The organism is Rhodococcus erythropolis NBRC 15567 (assembly GCF_001552595.1).
GTDB classification, from domain to species: domain Bacteria; phylum Actinomycetota; class Actinomycetes; order Mycobacteriales; family Mycobacteriaceae; genus Rhodococcus_F; species Rhodococcus_F erythropolis.
The window spans coordinates 120,361-143,196 of record NZ_BCRM01000017.1; the positions used below are offsets into that span (position 1 = coordinate 120,361).

22 protein-coding genes are annotated in these 22,836 nt (G+C 62.2%); 6 read left to right on the plus strand and 16 right to left on the minus strand.

The window, feature by feature from the left end:
* Position 1: 1 nt before the first annotated feature.
* The 9 genes from RE4_RS20605 to RE4_RS20645 are packed head-to-tail and all read right to left on the minus strand — an operon-like array spanning position 2 to position 9,278.
* A complete protein-coding gene (locus tag RE4_RS20605) occupies positions 2–1,207 on the minus strand; it encodes an acyl-CoA dehydrogenase family protein (RefSeq protein WP_060939252.1) in 1,206 nt (401 codons plus the stop codon).
* 17 nt (positions 1,208–1,224) lie between these two features.
* Entirely contained in the window at positions 1,225–3,435 is a 2,211-nt protein-coding gene (locus tag RE4_RS20610; RefSeq protein WP_060939253.1) for an acyl-CoA dehydrogenase family protein, read from the minus strand.
* 27 nt (positions 3,436–3,462) lie between these two features.
* Positions 3,463–4,593 carry a steroid 3-ketoacyl-CoA thiolase gene (locus tag RE4_RS20615; RefSeq protein WP_060939254.1) on the minus strand — a complete coding sequence of 377 codons (1,131 nt, stop codon included), beginning with the start codon at positions 4,591–4,593 and terminating at the stop codon, positions 3,463–3,465.
* The gene (locus tag RE4_RS20620; protein ID WP_060939255.1) at positions 4,590–5,444 is read right to left on the minus strand and encodes an SDR family NAD(P)-dependent oxidoreductase; all 855 of its coding nucleotides are present in this window, start codon (positions 5,442–5,444) and stop codon (positions 4,590–4,592) included. Before RE4_RS20620 ends, RE4_RS20615 begins: the two co-directional genes overlap by 4 nt.
* Position 5,445: 1 nt before the next feature.
* Positions 5,446–6,654 (minus strand): DegT/DnrJ/EryC1/StrS family aminotransferase, encoded by a 1,209-nt coding sequence (locus RE4_RS20625; RefSeq protein ID WP_003943793.1) that lies wholly within the window; start codon positions 6,652–6,654, stop codon positions 5,446–5,448.
* Positions 6,655–6,686: 32 nt separating this feature from the next.
* Positions 6,687–7,868, minus strand: coding sequence for a lipid-transfer protein (locus RE4_RS20630; RefSeq protein WP_047888076.1), 1,182 nt, complete (start codon positions 7,866–7,868; stop codon positions 6,687–6,689).
* Positions 7,865–8,278, minus strand: a complete 414-nt coding sequence (locus RE4_RS20635) for a hotdog family protein (RefSeq protein WP_020968218.1) — start codon at positions 8,276–8,278, stop codon at positions 7,865–7,867. The genes RE4_RS20630 and RE4_RS20635 overlap by 4 nt, the downstream gene beginning before the upstream one ends.
* Entirely contained in the window at positions 8,275–8,703 is a 429-nt protein-coding gene (locus tag RE4_RS20640; protein ID WP_060939256.1) for a Zn-ribbon domain-containing OB-fold protein, read from the minus strand. The genes RE4_RS20635 and RE4_RS20640 overlap by 4 nt, the downstream gene beginning before the upstream one ends.
* Positions 8,700–9,278: an FAS1-like dehydratase domain-containing protein gene (locus RE4_RS20645; RefSeq protein WP_041814552.1), complete on the minus strand. Its 579-nt coding sequence runs from the start codon at positions 9,276–9,278 to the stop codon at positions 8,700–8,702. The genes RE4_RS20640 and RE4_RS20645 overlap by 4 nt, the downstream gene beginning before the upstream one ends.
* 65 nt (positions 9,279–9,343) lie before the next feature.
* Between RE4_RS20645 and RE4_RS20650 the strand changes: the two genes are divergently transcribed.
* The gene (locus tag RE4_RS20650) at positions 9,344–10,057 is read left to right on the plus strand and encodes a TetR/AcrR family transcriptional regulator (RefSeq protein ID WP_020968216.1); all 714 of its coding nucleotides are present in this window, start codon (positions 9,344–9,346) and stop codon (positions 10,055–10,057) included.
* Here the strand turns inward: RE4_RS20650 and RE4_RS20655 are convergent.
* The 4 genes from RE4_RS20655 to RE4_RS20670 all read right to left on the minus strand — a co-directional run bounded on the left by RE4_RS20655 (position 10,044) and on the right by RE4_RS20670 (position 13,143).
* A complete protein-coding gene (locus RE4_RS20655) occupies positions 10,044–11,516 on the minus strand; it encodes an MFS transporter (protein WP_060939257.1) in 1,473 nt (490 codons plus the stop codon). The two genes, RE4_RS20650 and RE4_RS20655, sit on opposite strands and share 14 nt — an antisense overlap.
* Before the next feature lie 86 nt (positions 11,517–11,602).
* Positions 11,603–12,172, minus strand: coding sequence for a TetR/AcrR family transcriptional regulator (locus RE4_RS20660; protein ID WP_007731538.1), 570 nt, complete (start codon positions 12,170–12,172; stop codon positions 11,603–11,605).
* Positions 12,172–12,792, minus strand: coding sequence for a recombination mediator RecR (recR, locus tag RE4_RS20665; RefSeq protein ID WP_003943917.1), 621 nt, complete (start codon positions 12,790–12,792; stop codon positions 12,172–12,174). The genes RE4_RS20660 and recR overlap by 1 nt, the downstream gene beginning before the upstream one ends.
* A 12-nt stretch (positions 12,793–12,804) precedes the next feature.
* Positions 12,805–13,143: a YbaB/EbfC family nucleoid-associated protein gene (locus tag RE4_RS20670; RefSeq protein ID WP_003943929.1), complete on the minus strand. Its 339-nt coding sequence runs from the start codon at positions 13,141–13,143 to the stop codon at positions 12,805–12,807.
* Positions 13,144–13,252: 109 nt separating this feature from the next.
* Between RE4_RS20670 and RE4_RS20675 the strand changes: the two genes are divergently transcribed.
* From RE4_RS20675 to RE4_RS20685, 3 genes are all read left to right on the plus strand, one after another.
* A complete protein-coding gene (locus RE4_RS20675; protein ID WP_060939258.1) occupies positions 13,253–14,053 on the plus strand; it encodes an Rv3717 family N-acetylmuramoyl-L-alanine amidase in 801 nt (266 codons plus the stop codon).
* A gap of 84 nt (positions 14,054–14,137) precedes the next feature.
* Positions 14,138–14,434 carry a hypothetical protein gene (locus tag RE4_RS20680; RefSeq protein ID WP_060939259.1) on the plus strand — a complete coding sequence of 99 codons (297 nt, stop codon included), beginning with the start codon at positions 14,138–14,140 and terminating at the stop codon, positions 14,432–14,434.
* A complete protein-coding gene (locus RE4_RS20685) occupies positions 14,434–15,945 on the plus strand; it encodes an alpha/beta hydrolase (RefSeq protein WP_060939260.1) in 1,512 nt (503 codons plus the stop codon). The genes RE4_RS20680 and RE4_RS20685 overlap by 1 nt, the downstream gene beginning before the upstream one ends.
* Positions 15,946–15,999: 54 nt before the next feature.
* Here the strand turns inward: RE4_RS20685 and RE4_RS20690 are convergent, their stop codons facing one another.
* Positions 16,000–16,434 (minus strand): SRPBCC family protein, encoded by a 435-nt coding sequence (locus RE4_RS20690; protein WP_019746544.1) that lies wholly within the window; start codon positions 16,432–16,434, stop codon positions 16,000–16,002.
* Between the two features lie 338 nt (positions 16,435–16,772).
* Between RE4_RS20690 and RE4_RS20695 the strand changes: the two genes are divergently transcribed.
* Together RE4_RS20695 and RE4_RS20700 are read left to right on the plus strand one after the other, a co-directional pair.
* Complete coding sequence (locus RE4_RS20695) at positions 16,773–18,176, plus strand: FAD-binding oxidoreductase (RefSeq protein ID WP_019746543.1); 1,404 nt, start codon at positions 16,773–16,775, stop codon at positions 18,174–18,176.
* Positions 18,173–19,474 carry a class I SAM-dependent methyltransferase gene (locus RE4_RS20700; RefSeq protein ID WP_003943932.1) on the plus strand — a complete coding sequence of 434 codons (1,302 nt, stop codon included), beginning with the start codon at positions 18,173–18,175 and terminating at the stop codon, positions 19,472–19,474. The genes RE4_RS20695 and RE4_RS20700 overlap by 4 nt, the downstream gene beginning before the upstream one ends.
* 23 nt (positions 19,475–19,497) lie before the next feature.
* Here the strand turns inward: RE4_RS20700 and RE4_RS20705 are convergent, their stop codons facing one another.
* Together RE4_RS20705 and RE4_RS20710 are read right to left on the minus strand one after the other, a co-directional pair.
* Positions 19,498–20,550, minus strand: coding sequence for a putative endonuclease domain-containing protein (locus RE4_RS20705; protein ID WP_060939275.1), 1,053 nt, complete (start codon positions 20,548–20,550; stop codon positions 19,498–19,500).
* Positions 20,551–20,658: 108 nt separating this feature from the next.
* Positions 20,659–22,800: a 3-hydroxyacyl-CoA dehydrogenase NAD-binding domain-containing protein gene (locus RE4_RS20710; RefSeq protein ID WP_003943799.1), complete on the minus strand. Its 2,142-nt coding sequence runs from the start codon at positions 22,798–22,800 to the stop codon at positions 20,659–20,661.
* Positions 22,801–22,836 lie beyond the last annotated feature (36 nt).

Genomic DNA, 22,836 nt, shown 5'->3' on the forward strand with positions numbered 1-22,836 from the left:
GTCAGCTCTTTTCGTTCTGTGCAGCGGGCCGGCGACGCGCAGCAAGCGCCATGCCCAGGCATTTTGCGGCGACAATTTCACGCATCACTTCGTTGGTACCACCACCGAAGGTGTTGTTCTGGGCGCGCCGACCCAGGTTCTCGACCCGCCCTTCCAGTACCGCTCCGGGTGTACCGGGGCGCAGTAAGCCTTTGGCACCCAGCACTTCCTGCAGCATGCCGTACGCACTGACGACGGCTTCGGTACCGAAGATCTTGGCCGCGGCCGAATCCCCGCCGCCCAAGGTGTTGGCGGCGACGTCCGCCACCAGTCGCAGGTTCATCAGGTCGGCGGCGCTGAGCAGCGCGTAGACTTCCGCCAATTTCTCACGTACCCAGCCGATGTCGTAGACGTGGCCGTCACCGGCGGGTTCTGTCTTTGCCCACTCGACCACCTCGGCGAAGAGCTCGTTGGCGATGCCGCCGCGTGCTGCCAGGGCAACACGTTCGTGGTTGAGCTGGTTGGTGATGAGCTTCCACCCCTGATTGAGCTCACCGATGACATTGCTGATCGGCACCCGAACATCTTCGTAATAGGTTGCCGAAGTGCTGATTCCGCCCACGGTGTGAATTTCGGTGACCGAGAACCCCGGCGAATTGGTCGGTACCAGGACCACGGAAATGCCCTGATGCGTCGGCGCGTCAGGATCGGTGCGAACGGCAAGCCAGACCCAGTCGGCAAACACACCGGCGCTGGTGAAGATCTTGTTGCCGTTGATGACAAGCTCGTCGCCCTCGATGCGGGCGCGTGTTTCGAGTGCCGCGAGATCGGTGCCCGCATTGGGTTCGGTGTAGCCGATGGCAAAGATCAATTCACCCGCCAGGATCGGACGCAGGAAGAAGTCCTTCTGAGCTTGCGTCCCGTGCTTGATCAGAGCGGGTCCGACGGTGTTCAGCGTGACCAGTGACAGCGGCGCATTCGCGCGAATCACCTCATCGTAGAACACATACAGAGCTTCGGGGTTCTCACCCCGACCGCCGAATTCCTCCGGCCACCCCAAGCCCAGCCAACCGTCTTTACCCATCCGGCGCAGGATGCGATCGAAGACGGGGCCGCCTTCGGTCTGATCCACGAGAGCACGGCGGTCTTCGTCGTTGATGATCTCTGCGAAGTATGCGCGCAATTCCTTGCGCAGAGTCTTCGACTCCTCCGACAAATCCAAGTACATGGTGAAGCTCCTAAGATCTACGAACGCGGCAGGCCGAGTACGCGCTGCGCGATGACGTTGAGTTGGATTTCGACGGTTCCGCCGCCGAACAGAATCGAGGGAAGTCCGATGTGGTCTATCGCGTAACTCGCCGACGGGTCGACAACTGCGGCGCGCGGTCCGAGCAGTCGCAACAGGTCCCGCGAGCCCTCGCGCTGCGCCAGGGCGTTGTACACCTTCGACACGCTGATCTCGGCGCCCGGTTCCTGACCCGCCAGTCGCGCCGACACTCCGCGCAGATTCATCGCGGACAGTGCCAACTCACGAGAGATACTGCGGCCGAGGCCTTCCACTGCATCTTCGCGGGGGCAGTCGTGGCTCGCGTCGGCAATCACCTGACGGAACAGTCGACTCGAACCGTGGTGCAGCGTGCTGCCCATGCTCAAGCGTTCGTTGGACAGCGTTGTCGCAGCCAGTTTCCACCCTTGCCCAGGTTCGGCCACCAGGCAGTCGTCCGGCACGAAGACGTCGTCGAGGAATACCTCGTTGAACTCCGACTTACCGGTGGCTTGCTTCAGCGGGCGTACGTCGATGCCCTTCGAGGTCATGTCGACCAGGAAGTACGACAGCCCACGATGTTTCGGAGCGTCCGCGTCGGAACGCGCCAGGCATACTCCCCAATCTGCCTCGTGCGCACCCGAGTTCCACACTTTCTGACCTGACAGGACCCAGCCACCGTCGACCTTGCGCGCTTTCGTGCTCAGACCGGCCAGGTCTGATCCCGCGCCCGGCTCACTGAACAGCTGGCACCAGATGATGTCGGCACGCAGCGAAGGCTCGACGAACCTGTCCTGCTGCTCGGCGTTGCCGTGTTCGAGAATCGTGGGCAGCACCCATTCCCCGATCACCGTGGACGGTTGAGCCCAACCTCGCATCGCGAATTCATGTGCGATGACGGCCTGTTCCCTCGGTCCCGCTCCCAGCCCGTACGGCGCCCGATAGTGCGGGGCAACCAGTTTGGCGTCGGCAAATCGGGCGCGTCGAGCGCTCCCCTTGGCCGGCGCCCAACTCGCGCTGGTGGTTCCGTCGTCAGGCAGCAGCGCAACCTCGTCCAGAACCCTCCGAACCTGCTCTCGTAACTCCGGCAGCATTTCCGGGTCGACAAAGGAGAAATCCCGTTCCGAATCGGCGGACCGGTCTCCCAATGTGTGTGCCCACTTCACCTCGGAACCCGCCACTGCCGCGATACTGATCGCCCGGCGCCAGTACAGATGCGCGTCATGCTCCCAAGTGAATCCGATTCCGCCGAGCAAAGTTACACATTCGAGGGCGTTCTCGATGCCGACGGGCAAAGCGGCCAACGCAGCTTGAGCCGAGACAAGTTTCTGCTGATCCTCGTCGTGCTCTTCGGATCGAGCGGCGTCCCACGCTGCGGCACAGGCAATCTCGGAGCGGACCAACATCATGGCCGCCTTGTGCTGAACTGCCTGGAAGCTTCCGACCGGACGGCCGAACTGCTGCCGGGACTTCACATAGTCGACTGCGGTCCGTAGCGCCCACCCGGCGATACCGCTCGCCTCCGCAGCCAACACCGTGTTGACGATCAGTTCGACTCGGTGCGCCTGGAGGCCGTCGACGATCAGCCCAGCCTCGACCTGGTGATCGGTCAACGTCAGTGTTCCGATCGACCGTGTCAGATCCACCCCGTCTTCGATCACCACCGCAGCGGAAGTCGACGGTTCGAGCCGGAACCACAACTCGCCGTCTTCGCTGTTCGCCCGCACGAGAACGACATCAGCTCCGGGCAGACCTAGAGCTGGGTCGGCAGAACCGCTCACTGTCCACCCAGCGTCGCTGCGAGCCGCGCGCAATCTCGTTCCGGTGCAGACTGCTCCGGTTGCACCGGCGGCCAATTCGGTCAGCATTGTTTCCGCAGCCGGGCCCGCAGCTGTTGCGAGAATGCCGCTCGCGATGACCGTCGGAACGTACGGTCCCGGATAGAGCGCATCACCCAATTGCTCGACTACCACTGCAAGTTCGGCAAGACCCGCCCCGTCACCGCCGTACTGCTCCGGCAGGTGCACTGCGTGCAGGCCCTGACGGACCAACCCATCCCACGAGTCCGGCCGATCACCGGCGGCGTACCTCTTGACGTTGCTCCGGGTATCGGCGATTCCACCGAAGCGGTTCGCGAATGCGGCTACCGCTTCCGCCAGGTCACGGTGATCTTCGAGCAGGGGTAGTGCCATGGCAGGTTCCTCAATCTTCGGTTCTTGTCAGATGCATTCGAGAATCAGGCAGGTGGTTGCGGCGGACGCGCAGATCGCGATCAGTGCGATGGACTTGTTCCGGCGTTCCAGTTCGTCGATGACATTGGCCAACAGTCTGATTCCGGTTGCACCGGCCGGGTGGCCCAGTGCGATTGCACCACCGTTGACGTTCAGCAATTCGGGATCGACGCCGTGAACCTGCGCGAACGACATCGGTACCGAAGCAAATGCCTCGTTGACCTCGAACAGATCGATGTCGTCGATTGTCAGCCCGGTGCGTCCGAGCACGATGTTTGCCGCGTCGACGGGACCGTCGAGCATGAACTCGGTGTCACCGCCGATGACGCACTGCGCCAGTATCTTTGCGCGCGGCCGCACGCCGAGGGCCTTGGCTCGATCCTCGGACATCAGCAGAGCGGCACTCGCACCGTCCGAGACCTGCGAAGACGTTCCAGCGGTGTGCAATCCGCCCTCTTGAACGGTGCGCAGCTTCGCGAGCCCTTCGAGACTCGATTCGCGCAGACCCTGATCCCGATGAACCGGAACGTCAGAGCCCGGAGCGACCACATCGATGATGTGCGAGTCGAAGCGTCCTGCCTCCCACGCCGCCGCCGCCCGCTGCTGCGAGCGCAGCCCGAAGGCGTCGAGATCCTCGCGGCTGAAACCGCGCTTGACAGCAATCCGATCGGCCGCGGTGTACTGGTCGACGGTATCGAGTGACCACGACTCCGGACGCGGCGTTCCCAGACCGGTACCCACCTTGTACGTCAACGGAGCGCGGGACATCAACTCGACACCGCACGCCACACCCACGTCGACTGCACCGATGGCAATCTGCCCGGCGATCAACTGCACCGATTGCTGCGCTGTGCCGCACTGCGCGTCGATCGTGGTGCAACCCGCTTTCAACGGAAGGCCCGCATGCATCCAGGACGTACGCACGATGTTTCCGAACTGCTCACCGAGAGGCGTCACACAGCCGCCGATGACCTGGTCGACCGCGTCAGGATCCACGCCCACCCGATCCAGCACGCCTCTCTGCGCATATCCCAACAGTTCCGCCGCGTGGACTCCGGACAGCCAACCCTCACGCTTGCCGAACGGCGTTCGTGCTGCGTCCACGATGACGGGCTTCATGCCAACTCCTCGGTTCGTAGTGCCGGGTTCTCCGGTAATGCTGCGCCGTCCAGACCGCGTACGGTCAGGGACCACTCGTCGATCAGGTCCAAGCTGACGCTCGAGCGCGCGGTGAACTCGGTGTCGCAATCACACAGCGCTGTGACCGCTTCCACCATTTCTTCCATAGATTCGACCTGATCCGGCCGGATAGTCTCACCGACCAGGACTCTGGCGCCCTCACTGAGCACCGCTGCCCGCGGTTGAACCGTGTTGACGCGAACCCCCTGGCCGTAAAGTTCCACGCCCATGCCGTTGCTCATCCTGTTGAGCGCTGCTTTGGAGGCGCCGTACACGGTCATGGCAGTTCCCGGTTCGACCCACGTGAACGGCGGGCCATGCCACAGTTTGACGGTGCCACTGGACACGTTCACGATCCAGCCGTATCCGTTTGCCACCATCCCCGGCACCACGGCTTGCATCAGATCGAGCGGTGCATGGACATTTGCCTCGAACATCAAACGTCGCCGCCGCAGTGGGTAATCCGACAGCAGCTGATAGATCGCCGCTGCCGCGTTGTTCACCAGGATGTCGATCGTCCCGCCAAGCTTCTCGATCGCCAGCGGCACCACCGTGTCGCGCTGCTGCTCGTCCGTCAGATCTGCGACAACTATCTCGACTTTGGTTCCGTACTTGGCAATTCGAGCCGCAGTCTCTTCGAGACTGCCCGGCAGGGTTGCATGCGTGCCGAGCGTCCGAGCCACGAGGGCGACGTCGGCACCCTCCGCGGCCAGTCTTTCTGCGACGCCCGCACCGATTCCACGACTGGAACCGGTGACAAGCGCCCGGCGGCCGTCAAAGCGCCTCGTCATGCTATTTGAACTTCGAGGCGAAGCGATTGATGCTCTCCGCAATCCGTGCAACTTCGTCTTCACGCAGGCCGTGACTCATGCCGAGTGTCATTCCTCGGGCAAAAACCGCGTCGGCTTCCGGCAATCCTTCGGCCGGCTGACGGAACTCGATGTTGTTCATCATCGGGTGACGAGTGACGTTGCCGCTCCACACAGTTCGTGTGTCGATACCGTCGGCCTCGATGGCTTCCTGCAGGTCGCTGCGCGTGAAGGGGGCGTTCTCGTTGATCATCACCGGGTAACACAGCCACGCCGTGTCGAGACCGTCGAGTTCTACCGGCGTCGTGAAGAATTCAGGATGGGCGCCGTATGCCGCCGTGAAGGCCGCAAACGTTGCCTTACGCGTCTTGTAGTTCTCTTCCAGCTTGTCGAGCTGCACGACGCCGTAGGCTGCGCCGAGTTCGGAGGGCTCGAAGTTCCATGACATGAGCTCGAAGATGAAGTCGTTGTCGTAGTCGACGCCGTCGAGTTCTTCACGGAAGACTCGGCCGGACTTGGTACTACCGAACAGATTCGGCTCACTGCGACGACCCCAGCGGCGAAGCAGGAGCGCCTTGTCGCGGCTGGCTTCGTCGTCGACGCACACCATTCCACCGGTTCCCGCGCACGTGATGATGTGTGCCATCGAGAAACTGGTGACGACGATGTCCGCCCGGGAGCCGGTGGGAGTGCCGCGGAGCGTGGCACCGATCGCGTCACACGAATCCTCGATCACCTTGAGTCCGTGACGATCTGCGATATCACGAATGACGTCCCAGTCCGGGCAGTTGCCGGCGAGGTTCGGCATGAGGATGGCACCGGTTTTTTCGGTGACCATTGCCTCGATCTTGGTGACGTCGACGTTGAACGTGTTGGGTTCCACGTCCACGAACACCGGCACCAGACCGGCACGCACGATCGGTGCGATGTCGGTGGAGAACGTCAACGGCGACGTGATGATCTCGCTTCCCGCAGGCAGTCCGAGCAGCTCGACTGCCAAGTACAAACCCGAGGATCCCGAGTTGCACATGACGCCGAACTTCTTGCCTGCCAAGGCCGCGATGCGTTCTTCCATCTCGAAGACGTTCTTGCCGATGCGCAATCCTTGATGCCCGCTGCGCAAGACGTCGACAACCGCCTGTATTTCTTCCTCGCCGTGTGTAGCCCTGGCGTAGGTGATCCGCTCACTCATCTTGTTCCTGCTTTCTCGAATAGGCGGCAGATTCAGCGATCTGCCGAGAGGACGAGCGCACTGTGCGGGACGGGAGAGCCGCCGGTCACGAGCACGTTGTCCAGAGTTTTGGTGGGTTGATTGGTGGAAGTGCCGCGGATCAGGCGTACACCTTCGGCAATACCGTTGACGCCGTGGATGTATCCCTCACCGAGTTGACCGCCGTGGGTGTTGATCGGCAGGCGACCGTCCAGCTCGAGATTGCCGTCGGCGATGAAGTCTTTTGCCTCGCCTCGACCGCAGAATCCGTACTCCTCGAGTTGAAGCAGAACCATCGGGGTGAAGGCGTCGTAGAGAATTGCGGCATCGATGTCGTCCGGGCCGATACCGGCCTGATCCCACAGTTGGCGCGCCACGAGTTCGACTTCCGGCATGCTGTCGATGTCTTCGCGGTAGTAGCTGCTCATCGAAATCTGTTGTGGACCTACACCTTGCGCAGCACCGCTGATGATCGCTGGTTTGTGCGGCAGGTCGCGGGCGCGCTCCGCGCTGACGATGACCAGCGCCTGTCCGCCGTCACTTTCCTGACAGCAGTCGAGCAGGCGGATGGGGTCGGCGATCATGCGCGAGTTCTGATGATCCTCGATGGTGATCGGGCGTTCGTAGAACCAGGCCTTCGGGTTGTTCGCGGCATGCTTGCGTGAGAGAACCGAGATCTGACCGAAGTCGGCGCTGGTTGCCCCGTACTTGTGCATGTAGAGCTTGGCGAGGAAGGCTTCCTGCTGCGCCGGCGTCAGAAGCCCGTACGGGTTGATCCAGTTCCGATACTCCTGGTCCGTCGACGCGTTGTACGCAAAGGGCGGTGGCCCGGCGCCGAATCGGTGGCCTGATCTTTCGTTGAAGGCACGGTAGACGACCACGACGTCGGCGACACCACTGGAGACGGCAAGCGCGGCTTGTTGAACCGGTGCGCAGGCGCCGCCGCCGCCGTGTGGAATACGACTGAAGAATGTCAGTTCCGGGATCCCGAGAGCGCGTGCGACCGCAATCTCGGGATTGTTCTCCATGGTGAACAGCGCAAATCCGTTCACCTCTTCTGCCTCGATGTGAGCGTCGTCGAGCGCGGCGATCACGGATTCGCACGCCAACTGCCATTCACTGCGGCCGGAGTTCTTGGAGAACTCGGTGGCGCCGATCCCGGCGATGGCGGCTTGCCTCGAAAATCCTCGTGTCATGCGATTACCCTTTCCGCCGGTTCGAGGGTCACGTCGGCTGTCACGTGCGTTCCGCGAGCGTTCTTGCCGAGAACCGTCACGGTGAGCGTCCGGCCGTCGGTGTCGATCACTTTGCCGGTGAACGTCATGGTGTCTCCGGGAAAGTTCGGAACACCAAGCCGTAGTGATGTTTTGACGATTCGCGATCCCGGGCCTGACCAGTCGGTGATGTAGCGGTCGATGAGCCCGTTGGTGGTGTTGATGCTCATGAAGATGTCGGGAGTTCCGCGATCCTGCGCCTTGCCCGGATCGTGATGCACGTCCTCGAAATCCTGAGAAGCGATCGCCGTGGCGACGATGAGCGTTCGGTCCAACGGCAGTTCGAGGCTGGGAAGGGTCGAACCTACCTCGTAATCAGAAAGATTCGTCATTGCACCGATCCCCGTCGCCTCAGTTGCGGCAGCATCTCGCTGTGAGCGTGCTCGGAGAACGCCACTTCGAGTTCCATACCGAATTCGAGTTCCTCGTGATCGATGCCCGCGATGTCGGCAACCAGACGCGTGCCTTCTTCGAGATCGACGAGTCCGACGGCGAGCGGGTACTCGAAGGCAGGATCCTTCGGGTGATGAATGACCGTGAAGCTGTGCAACGTGCATCGCCGCGTGGATTCGACTGTGTCCCAACTGAACGAGCGGCATTCCGGGCAGGCGGGCGCTGGCGGGTGGCGCAGTGTCTTGCAATCCGCACACCGTTGGATTTCGAGGCGACCCTCTTTGGCCGCGGAGAAGAAGAAATCGTTGTCATCGGTGACGGTGAGTCTCGGCACCGCGGTGTTGCGGGAGCCAGTCTCGCTCATGCGATTACCTCCTGGGCTTCGGGCTTGGTATCTGTCTGGGCATCTGGTTTGAATCTGAGCAATCGGAAGCGCTCTTCGACCAGCGTCTTTCCGTCCTGGTCCACGTACTTCTTGAACAGGGTGATGAAGCACCCGTGACCGAGAGCCGTCTGTTTGAACGGTGAGATCGCTTCGATGGTGAAATATGCGGTGACGTGGTCTCCGGGACTCAACTCCGCGAAATACTCCTGCTCGACGTTGGTCGCGACTACGGACGTGTAGCCGGCCTCGTCCAACAGCCCGAGTAGTCGTGAATAGGCGAAATCCTCGGAGGCTCCGTCGGCGCGAAGTTGTTGGACCTGCCGATAGCGGCGGTAGCCCGCCATCACCCAGGTCGAGATCATGGCGGGTGGGCAGACGACGTCTCGACGACCGGTGCTGCGAGCAGCTTCGGCGTCGACGTAGATCGAGTTGCGGTCGTCGTGTGCCTCGACCCAGTTGCGGATCATCGCCTCGTTGACGGCGTAGCGGGCGACGCGGGGTGGTTCGGCCTCTGCGCCGATGAAATTCGGAAACTGCGTCTGCAGGCTCTGCACTGAAATCCTCCGTGAACGAAAGTTGAGCAAGCGCTTGATTTTGAAGCTAGCATAGGAATACGGAAGTGGAAACACGCGATCTCACCGACGAATTGGTTCGAGCCGGAGCCATCAGGCAGGATTGCGCTACGTTCGACGCCGGCAGCCCGGCACCCGCGAAACCCTGCCCTGAGCAGGACCGACAACCAGTGGAGATTTCAGTGGCATCACCAGATCGTCGGGAGAAGATCCTGGAGAGCTCAGCCGAGCTGTTCGCCAGGAAGGGTGTCGCCACCACGACCGTTCGCGAGATCGGCGACGCCGCTGGAGTGTTCTCGGGCAGCCTTTACCACTACTTCAAGTCGAAGAATGCGATAGTCGCCGAGCTCATGCGCGGCTTCATCACCGACATTCAACTCCGCTTCGATCAGGTGGAGAAGACGGCGAACGACCCCGAGGACGTCCTACGCGGCCTGATCCGCGAGACCCTGGTCGTCATCGAACTGCACCCGCACCCGACGGCGATCTACCAGAACGATCGGGCATATCTACGCGACAACGATCTCCTGCAATCCGTCGACGGGCCTTCCCGCCAAGTCCGCGAGCACTGGATGAAAGCGATCGCCGAAGGCGTCGATCAGGGAATCTTCCGCAAAGACGTGGCCCCGGAGATTTTCTATCGATCAGTACGAGACACCCTGTGGTCGACCACGCATTGGCCGGACCGCCAGAAGTACACCACCGAAGAGTTCGCGGATCTGATGATCACACTCTTCCTCTCGGGATTCAGGGTCGCCTGACGAGATCCGGCAGGTCCAGATGTTTCGGGGTTCGCCCCTGCGGCAACAGGATCGACACTACGAACACGACCACGGCGCAGCCCGCGCACACAAGGTAGGCGACGGAGAATCCGGTCCACGACGTGGAATGTTCCGAACCGCTGATCACGAACGCGGCGAGGATCGTTGCCACCGTCGCGCTGCAGATCGTGCTTCCGGACGTCCGCAGAAGTGAGTTCACCCCGTTGGCTGCAGCCAGTCGCTGACGGGGCACGGCAACCAGAATCAGCAGCGAGAGCGTGCTGTAGACGATGGCGGTCCCGACTGCTGTGATACCCAGTGCTGCAACCACTCCCCACAGTGGCTTACCGGCAACTGCGTGAATCCCGTACCCGCCGGCGAGGAACACGGCACCGGTCAACATCGCGGTCCGTGAACCGAAGCGGTCGGTGATCCGCACCGCAACCGGTGAGAACAGCACCATCGCGATACTCGCCGGAATCTGGCAGAGCGCAGCCGCGATGATCGACAGGCCGTACCCGGCGCCCGGCCCCTTCATCCCCTGCAGCAGTTGCGTGGTGATCAGTGTGTTCCCGAAAAATGCGAACCCGACCAGCAGAGCCGCCAGATGCGGGATCAACACCGCACGTTTCACGAGAGCACGGACGTCGACCAGCGGATTGACGTTGCGCCGCTGTTGAATTACCCAGAGCGTGAACAGCACCGCCGACGCGGCCAGCATGGAGATCACCGCTCCGCTGGTCCATCCCCAACTCGATCCCTGAGTGATCGGCACCAGTAGCGCGATCATCGCGGCGCTCAGACCGACAGCCCCGACGCCGTCGAATCTTCCCGACGGATTCGCCTCGGACTCTCGAATGAACAGCACCGCAGCAAGAGTCACGGACAGCCCGATGGCGGTGGTTACCCAGAACAGGACGTGCCAGTTCGAGTACTGCGCGATCATCGCAGAAAACGGTATGCCCAAAGCGGTTCCGACGCCGAGCGTCGAACTCATCATCGCCACTGCGCCATTGACCTTGTTGCGTGGCAATTCGTCACGCAGCATGGAGATTCCGATGGGGATGACCGCCGACCCGGCTCCCTGCAACGCTCTCGCGAAGATGAGGACAGCGATGTCCGACGACAGCGCACACAACATCGAGCCGAGAGTCATCATCGAGAAGGCAACCAGAAGCATCTTCTTCTTGCCGAACATGTCGGCGAGCCGGCCAAAAATGGGAGTGACGACGGCGCCGACCAGCAGCGTTACGGTCACCAGCCAGGACACGGCCGTGCGTCCAGCGCCGGTGAAGTGCGGCAACTCCGGCAGCAGTGGAACGATGACCGTCTGCAGAACAGCCTGGAACACGGCGGCGGCGACAACGATGGGGAAGAGAAAGCGGGAGCGCGACTGCGCGAGACTCGCGTCGGGGGTGGTGGCTGCAGGCGTGCCCGGCGGACGGTCGAGCGTCGTCACCCCACACCGCCTGTTCCCACTAGGTAAATATCCGTTCACCTACATTAGGTGAACGGATATTTACCAAGCAAGAATTGTGATGCCGCTCACCCGTCGAGCAGCTTTTGGACAAGTGGTGCGTACAGCGCAACCACTTCGTCCTGGGTGCCGGTGGCGTGGCCGGCCATCATCCGTCGGCGCATGATCGCCACTCCGACCACCATCGACATCGCCAGTTCCGCGCGCAATCTCGCGTCGGGGCCGGACAGGCGAGCGGCGAGGGTGTCGATCATCTGCGTCGAATAGTTCTCGCGCAGCTTGCGGTTGCTCTCTTCACTGACGCCGCTCATGAACAACAAGCTCATGGACAGCGGCTTGTACGACTCCAACGGCTTGGTGAACAGCGAGACCATGCGCTCGCCGAGCGAGTCGTTCGGGGCGTCGAAGACCGTGACCGCTGCTGCCCGGAAGTCGACCAACTCGTCGTACAACTGCTCTTTGGAACCGAAATACTTGATGATCAGAGGTGCGCTGACGCCTGCGTCTTCGGCGATGTCCTTGAGCGTGATTTCGCGGTACGGCCGAGTCGCGAATGCTTTCCCGGCCGACGCGATGATCTGCGCACGCGTCTGCTCGGACGTACGACGCACCTGCTGACCTTGCTCCGTGCCGCTCATCAAGCGTTCCGCGACAATTCACGACGGCCGGACAATGCCCGACCCAGCGTCAACTCGTCTGCGAATTCGAGATCGCCACCCATCGGAAGACCCGAAGCCAACCGAGACACCGTCAGCCCCGGAATGTCTCGCATCATGCGAACGAGATAGGTAGCTGTCGCCTCACCCTCCGTGTTGGGGTCGGTGGCGATGATGACCTCGGACACGTCGACGCCGTCCTCCTGATTTGCGATGCGAGCCAACAACTCCCGGATACGCAACTGGTCCGGCCCGATCCCCGAGAGCGGATTGAGCGCACCGCCGAGCACGTGGTAGCGACCCTTGAACTCACGGGTGCGCTCGACGGCCTGGACGTCCTTCGGTTCCTCCACGACGCAGATCACCGTGCGATCGCGACGTGCGTCGGCGCAGATGCGGCACTTCTCCTGATCGGACACAGTTCCGCACACCGTGCAGAACTGAACGCCGTCACGGATGCGCTGCAATGCATTTTTCAAACGGTCGATCTCGGGAGGCTCCACGGAGAGCAGGTGAAAAGCGATGCGTTGAGCGCTCTTCGGCCCGACTCCGGGAAGCTTCCCGAGTTCGTCGATCAGATCCTGAACCGGACCTTCGTACACGCGTTCTCGTTTCTAGAAGCCGGGGAGACCGGGAAGGCCTCCGCCGAGTCCGCCGGCCAACGGGCCGAGCTTCTCAGCAGCGACTTCCTGTGCTTTGCGCGAAGCGTCCTCGATCGCGCCGATCACCAGATCCTGCAGCGTCTCGACGTCTTCGGGGTCGACGACCTTGGGATCGATCTGCAGACCGACAACCTCGCCGGTGCCCTTGACCGTGGCGACAACCAGTCCGCCACCGGCCTGACCGGTCACTTCGGCCTGAGCCATTTCCTGCTGCGCCGCCATCAATTGCTGCTGCATCTGCTGAGCCTGAGCCAACAGAGCAGACATGTCGGGTGCTCCACCTGGTTGCACGAGCGGTCCTTTCTACAGAGTTATCCCCACCAGCGTAGTCGGTGCGCGCTACCGTGAGCGGGTGCGCCGGAACCAGTCAGACACCGTAAAACCGTCAGGTAGGTCAAACATGGCATCACGTGTGTTCCGCTCCACTGCCTTGATCGCCGTGGTCGGGGCTGGGCTTCTGAGCGCTGCGTGCACGATTCCGACCGACACTGCCGAGGCCACGACTTCGGTCGAGGTGTCTCCGCTCAGCACTGTGGCCGCTGGCGTCCCCGCTGCGCTCACCGGCAAGGTCGTCTTCCTCGATCCCGGGCACAGCGGGGCGAACGACGACAGCATCAACACCCAGGTCCCCACGGGCCGCGGCGGCACCAAGAACTGCCAGACCACCGGCACCAACACCGATGCCGGGTTCCCCGAGCACACCTTCAACTGGGAAGTCGCGAGCCTGGTCAAGAGCGAGCTCGAAGGCCAAGGCGCAACTGTCGTCCTGAGTCGACCCGATGACGTCAGCGTCGGATCATGCGTCGACGCACGTGCCGAAGCTGCCAATTCCTCCGGCGCCGACGTAGTGGTGAGCATTCACGCGGACGGCGCAGCAGCGGGGGCCGAGGGCTTCCATGTCTGCTACTCCGCGCCCCCGCTGAATACGGTGCAGGCCGGCCCGTCCGTCGCCTTTGCCGAAACCATGCGCGACTCACTCGTCACCGCCGGGCTCACCCCGTCGACCTACATCGGTGACGACGGGTTGGCGCCACGCGCCGATCTGACGGGTCTCAATCTGTCGCAGCGGCCGTCGATTCTGGTCGAACTCGGCAACATGCGAAATGCCGACGAGGCAGCGCGCATGACGAGCCCGGACGGTCAGCAGGAGTACGCAACCGCCGTCACCAGCGGAGTCACCGCCTTCCTGACAACCCCCTGACCTCGCTACTGTGGAGAAATCCCGATTGTCCACAGGAAACTCGGCACCGTCCCGCTAGCCAGCTCACCTGGATACGGTTCTGCCATGGGGCCGATACTTCAGGTAGATTTCGCTGCTCTGCAGCAACTTTCAGCTGATCTGTCTCGAATTGCGGATCAGATCTCGGGGATCGATTCCGTCGGCCCGATTTTCGAAGCCGCGGCGGCCCTGAATTCGTCCGCTGTCGCGGCTGTGTCGACTGGGAATGCCGGAGTCATCGCCGACGCGTACCGGTACCTGGCTACGCAATTGGGACTCATGGCGTCGGGAACCGCTGCCGCAGCACGTCTGTACGACGCTGCCGAGGGCGAAGTGGTGTCCGAACTGCGCGGAGCCTACTGATGCAGCCCACCGTCTCTCAGCTTCGAACGTGGTCACCGGAGAAATTGCTCACAAGCGCTTCGGAACTGATCGACATCGACCGGCAGATCGAAGCTCTCGGCAATGACGCCGGACGCAGCATCGACGGCGTCCGCGAATTCTGGCAGGGACAAGCGTCGAGCGTGGCGGCAGTGCAGTGGTCTGGCGTCTCGCTTTCCTCGTCGCGGCTGTCGATTGCCGTTCGCGTAATTGCGGATCTGTATGGCGGAGCGGCCAATACGATCGGTGCGGCGCGAAAATCAGTTCTGGACCTGGTCGAGGAGGCGACTCTCGAACACGGCTTGACGGTGTCAGACAGTGGAGCTGTATCGGCACCTGAGACGAAGCAGCCCTGGAATCTGGCCGACGTCATGCAAGATTCCGAAAATGCCACGGCTGCACAGATTTTTCAGCAAAAGATCTCCACTGCATTGACGGCACTCGACGACGAAGACAACCGGGCCGCGACTGCTCTGGGTGAGGCATTCCGGGAGATCGGATCACTCCTTGGTAATCAGACTGATCGCCTCAACCGCACTGTCGTCGACATCATCGATGGGAGGTCGACACTCCCCGGGACACCAACGGAGCTACACCGACTGTGGGAATCGCTCACTCCCAACGAGAAAGACGCGTTGGCGAGGTGGGATCCGTCCATCGGTAGCCGCGACGGCCTTCCCGCTCTAGACCGGGACTACTACAACCGGCGGTACCTCTCTGCGCTCGAGCAGTTGCCGGATCGAACGGTAGCTGCCGGATACACGGCCGTGCGCGGCGAACTTCGACCGGACACGTTCCTTCTCTCGGTCACGGATGGGCACGCCGTCGTGGCAGTCGGTAATCCCGATGCCGCCGACAACGTCGCAACACTGGTTCCCGGAACCGGCTCCGGGCTGTCGGGCGTCGGCGGAGATCTGCAACGAACCAAGGCCATGTACGACTCGGCGGTGAGGGCGGCGCCAACGGAAGCCACATCAGTGATCCTGTGGTCCGGATACGACGCTCCCCCAGGCATTCCCGATGCAGCCTCGGATCAGTACGCCAACTCCGCGGCACCGAGGCTGGACAGCTTCCAGGACGGGTTACGAACCTCGCATGACGGTCAGCCGTCGCACAACGTGGTGATCGGTCATTCCTACGGCAGCACCGTCGTCGGTGCCGCGACTACCCGTGGCGCTTCTCTCGATGTCGACGAACTGGTTTTTGTCGCAAGCCCGGGCGTCGATGTCGAGCGCGTGAACGAACTGAGCCTGGACGGCGTCGACTCGGACGAGGTGGCGCGCCATGTTCATTCGACGACGGCCTTCTGGGATCCGGTCCAATTGATCCCCAAGATCCTCGGAGTCCACGGGTTCGACCCGTCGGATCCGGAATTCGGCGCGCAGATATTCGCCGGATCACCCGGGCAGCCTGGGTTCGGAGTTCACAGCGACTACTGGGAAAGCGGAAACCCCGCACTCGCCGAATTGGGGCGGATCATTACCGGCCCATGAAAGAAGGCGCCGTACCGGTGAAGGTACGACGCCATCTCGGTGATGCAGGATCAGTTAGACGAGTTCGCGCTTGAGGTTGTCCAGGACCTGGGCCTGGATGCGCTGCAGACCCTTCGGGGCGAACGTGCGCTCGAAGAATCCGCCGATACCGGTGGCACCCTGCCACTGGGTGAGCGTCGTCACCGTTGTTCCGGTGCCGTTGGGGGCAACGGTCCAGGTGGTGACGAGACTGGAGTTCGCGTCCTTCTCGGTGATGACGTTGCCGTCGACCGTAACGGTGGCCTTGACGTTGCGCGAGCGCTTTTCCGTCGCCTTCAGCGTCCACTGCGCGACGGTGCCGTCACCCTGGCCGCCTTCGACGACCTTGTAGTCGAGGTACTGCTCGGACAGGATCCGCGGGCGAACCGTCTCGTAGTCCGCGAGCGCCGCGAGCACCTTGTCGGGTGCTGCTGTGACGACTATCGAACTCATTGCATTGACCTGACCCATATGCCCTACGTCTCCTTGCTCGACCAACGCGGCTCGATACCGCGAATGACTACCCGAATCCGCACCTCGAACTGCGCAGATATTCCTTTCCATACTGCCTGCTGCGCCCGGGTATCTCGACCATCTACCCATTCCGTGTGAGCTGGTTCACCACTCGGAGCATTTACCGAGTTCGATTGCAACAACTCGATCAAATTCGGGCATTAATACCCCTCCGGATAGCTTGCACACGCAACTACCGATAGCGTCAGGGTGTGACTCTCTCGTTCAATGGGGTAGTTCAGAAGTTAGATCGAATCCGGACAAAGCAAGGCCCGGGTTCCGATGCTGCGCGTGAAATGGGGTTCGAGCAGCACAGAGAAGGCGTCGAACGCCTACTCGCGTCATACCGCGCCATTCCCGCCGATGCTTCTGTACGCCTGGCAAAGAAGACATCCAATCTGTTCCGCGCTCGCGCCAAGACGTCGGCCCCCGGCCTCGACGTCAGCGGTCTGGCAGGTGTCATCGCCGTCGATGCGCAGGCGCACACAGCCGACGTCGCCGGCATGTGCACCTACGAAGACCTCGTCGACGCGACGCTGCCCTACGGTCTGGCGCCACTGGTCGTACCTCAACTCAAGACCATCACCCTGGGCGGTGCGGTGACGGGCCTGGGCATCGAGTCCACCTCGTTCCGCAACGGCCTGCCACACGAGTCGGTGCTCGAAATCGACGTACTGACCGGCAGCGGCGAGATCATCACCGCAACGCCGGACGGCGAACACGCCGAACTGTTCTTCGGTTTCCCCAATTCCTACGGCACACTTGGCTATTCGACGCGATTGAAGATCGCACTCGAACCCGTCAAGAAGTACGTCGCCCTGCGACACGTGCGTTTCGATTCGTTGAAGAAGCTCGAAGAAACGATGGATCGCATCGTCACCGAGCGCGAGTACGACGGGATCGCCGTCGACTATCTCGACGGGGTGGTCTTCACCGATTCCGAGAGCTACCTCACACTCGGCGTACAAACCGACGAGGAAGGCCCGGTCAGCGATTACACCGACCAGGACATCTTCTACCGGTCGATCCAGCATCCGTCACTCACACAGCCCAAGACGGATCGCTTGACCATTCGGGACTACCTGTGGCGCTGGGACACCGACTGGTTCTGGTGCTCACGGGCTTTCGGTGCACAGAACCCGAAGATTCGACGCTTCTGGCCCAAGCAGTACCTGCGCAGCAGCTTCTACTGGAAGCTGATCGCCCTCGACCACAAGTACGACATCGGAGATCGCCTCGAAAAGCGCAAGGGCAAGCCCCCGCGCGAACGCGTCGTCCAGGACGTCGAGGTACCCATCGAACGAACCGCGGACTTCGTCTCTTGGTTCCTCGAGGAAATTCCGATCGAACCACTGTGGTTGTGCCCGTTGCGTCTTCGTGAGCCCAGCCCGGCCGCTGCCTCAGCTTCTCGGCCGTGGCCCCTCTACCCCCTCGAACCCAAGCGCACCTACGTCAACATCGGCTTCTGGTCTTCGGTGCCGATCGTTCCCGGCGAGCGCGAGGGGGCAGCAAATCGACTGATCGAAGAAAAGGTCAGCGATTTCGACGGACACAAATCGCTCTACTCCGACTCCTACTACTCGAAGGAAGACTTCGAGGAGCTGTACTACGGCGGCGACCGGTACATCGGACTCAAGGAACGCTACGACCCGAAATCCCGTTTATTGGATCTATTCTCTAAGGCGGTGCAACGTAAATGACCACGTTCAAAGACTCCAAAAGCCAGGACAAGCTCTCTATTGCCGAGATTCTCGAGACGCTTTCCGACGGCATGCTGCCGCTTCGATTCACCGCGTACGACGGCAGCACCGCCGGCCCCGAAGATGCCGACTACGGACTGCACCTCAAGTCGACTCGCGGAACCACTTATCTCGCAACGGCGCCCGGCGATCTCGGCATGGCCCGCGCGTACGTCTCCGGCGATCTCGAAGCCGAGGGTGTTCACCCCGGTGATCCGTACGAGATCCTGCGCATCATGGGTGACGAACTCCACCTCAAGCGCCCGTCGGCACTGACACTCGCCAGTATCACCCGCTCACTGGGCTGGGATCTGTTGCGGCCCATCGCCCCGCCGCCCCAGGAACACCTTCCTCGCTGGCGTCGCGTCGCAGAAGGACTGCGTCACTCCAAGACTCGTGACGCCGAAGTCATCCATCACCATTACGACGTCTCCAACACCTTCTACGAGTACGTCCTCGGCCCGTCCATGACGTACACCTGTGCCGCCTACGACAATGCGGAACAGACGCTCGAAGAAGCCCAGGAGAACAAGTACCGCCTGGTGTTCGAGAAGCTCGGACTCCAGAAGGGTGATCGACTTCTCGACATCGGTTGCGGCTGGGGCTCGATGGTTCGCTACGCGGCCCGACGCGGCGTCAAGGTGATCGGCGTGACTCTCTCACGCGAGCAAGCGGATTGGGCACAGAAGGCCATCGAGGACGAGGGCCTCGCCGATCTCGCCCAGGTCCGTTTCTCCGACTACCGCGACGTGGCCGAAACCGGATTCGACGCAGTGTCCTCCATCGGCCTGACCGAGCACATCGGCGTCGGAAACTACCCGGCGTACTTCGAGTTCCTCAAGGGCAAGCTGCGTGAAGGTGGGCGCCTGCTCAACCACTGCATCACCCGTCCGGACAACCGAAGCAGTGCCAAGGCAGGCGGATTCATCGACCGGTACGTCTTCCCCGACGGGGAGCTCACCGGTTCGGGTCGCATCATCTCCGAGATCCAGAACGTCGGTCTCGAGGTGCGCCACGAGGAGAACCTGCGCGAGCACTACGCACTGACGCTCGCCGGATGGTGCCAGAACCTCGTCGACAACTGGGACGCCTGCGTCGCCGAGGTCGGCGAGGGAACCGCACGCGTCTGGGGCCTGTACATGGCCGGCTCACGACTCGGGTTCGAGCGCAACGTCGTTCAGCTGCACCAGGTTCTGGCCGTCAAGCTCGGCCCCAAGGGTGAGGCGCATGTGCCGCTTCGCCCGTGGTGGAAGGCTTAGGGAGCTCCGCTCCCTGTGAGTGGTTAAGGAGTCTCTGTACTCCTTAACCACTCACAGGCCCCGCAGGGGTTCTCCCCTCTTCTCTCCCAACCTCCCCGCCGCAAGACCATCTCCACCTCGTGCGCAACCTGGCACGGGGTCTTCATCACCTCGTCGAATCCGTAGACCAACCGCGGACGACCTGCCAGCTCTGCCGCGTTGTCACGACGGCGATCACGGAATGCCACCTCGGCCATGGAATGCGCCCACCGACCGTCGAGACGCACGATCAGCGGCACACCCACTTCGCTGTAATCACAATCCTCGTACAGTGTGCGACCGTCGACGCGAACCGGTGATTGGCGTCTGGCCGACGGCAACCCGTGTGCCTGCTCCACATCCACCGCATAGTGATATTCGAGAGTCGATTGCACCCCGTCTGCCAAAAGCTTCACCGCACTTTCGAGGGCCTTCCGGTACCTACGGGGTGAGCGCTCCTCCATGCGTCGGCGGATGTCCGTCAAGCGGATGCGGCCGTTGGTGACTGTGGTGATGAGGCTGACATAGGCCTCGCGCGGAGTCGGTTCTGCGACGGCCAGATCGAGTGCTGTATCAGCCTTGCCGGTGCGCGGCATCTGCGCGTCGACGCCGATGTGACGATGAGCCCTCGAACGGTGGACCACAACGCCGGGATGGAGGACAGTGCCGATCAGGGGTGATGGATGTCGGTCGGCGCCGAGGCCACGAACGAAAGTGGCGGCCTGAGAGATCGCAGACTTCCCGTACGGAACGGTGATATGTACGGGTGCAGTGCCATCCGGCCGACACATCGACCATTCCTCAGCGGCGGTGCGATGGCTGAGCATCGACGACCCGCCGCCGTACAAGAGCGCGGCCTCGAGTACGGCATACCTGGTCAATGGGCCCGTGGTGACGGAGTAGACGCCGCGAAGAACAGTTTGCCAGCGTCCGACCTCAACTCGTTGTTTCACGCGAGAGCGAGGAAATCCGAGCGTGTGAAGTTGAGTGTGAGTGACCAGTCCGTGCTGAGCATCGACGACGGTCTGCAATGCATCGATTTCTGTATGTGAAGGCATACGACGAGCCTGCAAATACATACAGAAGGATTTCACCGAGAAAACCAACCTGTGGATAAAGCTGTGCGCGGTTAGGAAGTGTTGAGACTCCCTAACCGCGCACGGGGGCTATGCCCCTAGCGAAGCCGGCGGGGTGAACCGCGGGCCGTACTGCGCAGCGAGTTCCTTTGCGCGAGCGACGAAGCCGGCCGTGCCGCCCTCGTATCCGACGATGAACTGGTGAACGCCACCGGTCCAGGCCGGGAATCCGATGCCCATGATGGAGCCGATGTTGGCGTCCGCCGTGGTGATCAGGACGTTCTCGTCGAAGCACTTCTGCGTCTCGATCGCCTCGATGAACAGCATGCGGTCGATGAGGTCCTGGATCGGAGCATCGGAGGTTCCGGAGTTGAAGTTCTCGCGGAGTCCGGACCACAGGCCGGTGCGCTTGCCCTCGGCGTAATCGTAGAAGCCCGCTCCACCGAGCTTGCCCTTACGATCGAACTTCTCGACGAGGGTGTTGATGACCTCGCCGGCCGGATCTGCCGGCAGTTCCTTGCCCTCGGCCTTGGCGGCGTCGGCAGATTCCTTGCGGATCTTCTGCATGAGGGTGAGGTTGAGCTCATCCGAAAGCTGAAGCGGCGCAGCCGGATAACCGGCCTGCATACCGGCCTGCTCGATGGTGGCAGGCTCGACACCCTCGGCGAGCATGCCGATGGCCTCGTTGATGAAGGTGCCGATGACACGTGAGGTGAAGAAGCCACGCGAGTCGTTGACCACGATCGGCGTCTTGCGGATCGCCTGGACGTAGTCGAACACGCGAGCCAGAGTCTCGTCGGAAGTCTTCTCACCGCGGATGATCTCCACCAGCGGCATCTTGTCGACGGGCGAGAAGAAGTGGATGCCGATGAAGTCTTCCTGACGCTTCACGCCGGTGGCGAGACCCGTGATGGGCAGCGTCGAGGTGTTCGAGCCCAGCAGTGCCTTGGGATCGACGATGTCCTCGATCTCCTGGAACACCTTGTGCTTGAGTTCCTGGCTCTCGAAGACCGCTTCGATGACGAAGTCGACGCCGGCGAAATCTGCCGGGTCAGCCGTCGGGGTGATCTTGGCGAGGAGTGCGTCGGACTTCTCCTGCGTGGTCTTGCCGCGCGAGAGTGCCTTGGCCTCAATGCCTTCGGCGTACGCCTTGCCCTTGTTGGCAGCCTCGATGCTGACGTCCTTGAGGACGACGTCGAAGCCGGCCTTCGCGGAGACGTACGCGATGCCCGCGCCCATCATGCCCGCGCCGAGGACGCCGACCTTCTTGATGGTGGACTTCTCGATGCCTGCCGGACGTGAACCGCCGCCGTTGATCGACTGCAGGTCGAAGAAGAACGCCTGAATCATGTTCTTCGCGACGCGGCCGGTCACCAGCGAGGTGAAGTAGCGAGCCTCGATGAGGAGCGCGTTGTCGATGTCGACCTGCGAGCCTTCGACGGCTGCGGCCATGATGGCGCGCGGAGCCGGCATCGGAGCACCCTTGAGCTGCTTACGCAGGTTCGCGGGGAACGCCGGAAGGTTGGCAGCGAATGCCGGGGTGGACGGGGTTCCGCCAGGGATCTTGTAGCCCTTGACATCCCACGGCTGAACGCCGCCTTCGGGGTTGGCCTTGATCCATGCCTTCGCAGCCGGAACCAGTTCTTCTACCGAGCCGACGACCTCGTCGATGAGGCCGACTTCCTTGGCCTGAACGGGTCCACGCTGCTGCCCCTGGAGCAGGACGCCCATGAGCGCGTTCTGCAGACCGAGCATCCGCACGGTGCGCACGACGCCGCCGCCGCCGGGCAGCAGGCCGAGGGTGACCTCGGGCAGGCCGATCTTGACGCCCTTGACGTCTGCCGCGATGCGGTGGTGGGTCGCGAGAGCGATCTCGAGGCCGCCGCCGAGCGCCGCGCCGTTGATGGCGGCGACTACCGGCTTGCCGAGAGTTTCGAGGCGACGCAGGTCTGCCTTGATCTCGACGCTGTGGTTGTAGATCTCCTCGGCCTGCTCGGGGCCGACCTTGATCATGTTCTTGAGGTCGCCACCGGCGAAGAAGGTCTTCTTGCCTGAGGTGATGACGGCACCGGTGATGGAGTCCTTCTCGGCGACCAGGCGGTCGACGGTGGCCTTCATCGACGCGATGTACGCGTCGTTCATGGTGTTTGCGCCCTGGTTGGGATCGTTGATGGTGAGCACGACGATGCCGTCGGCGTCCTGGTCCCAGTTGATGATGTTCTGATCAGTCACTTTGCTTGACTCCTGGTAAGCCTCGTTGGAAGGACG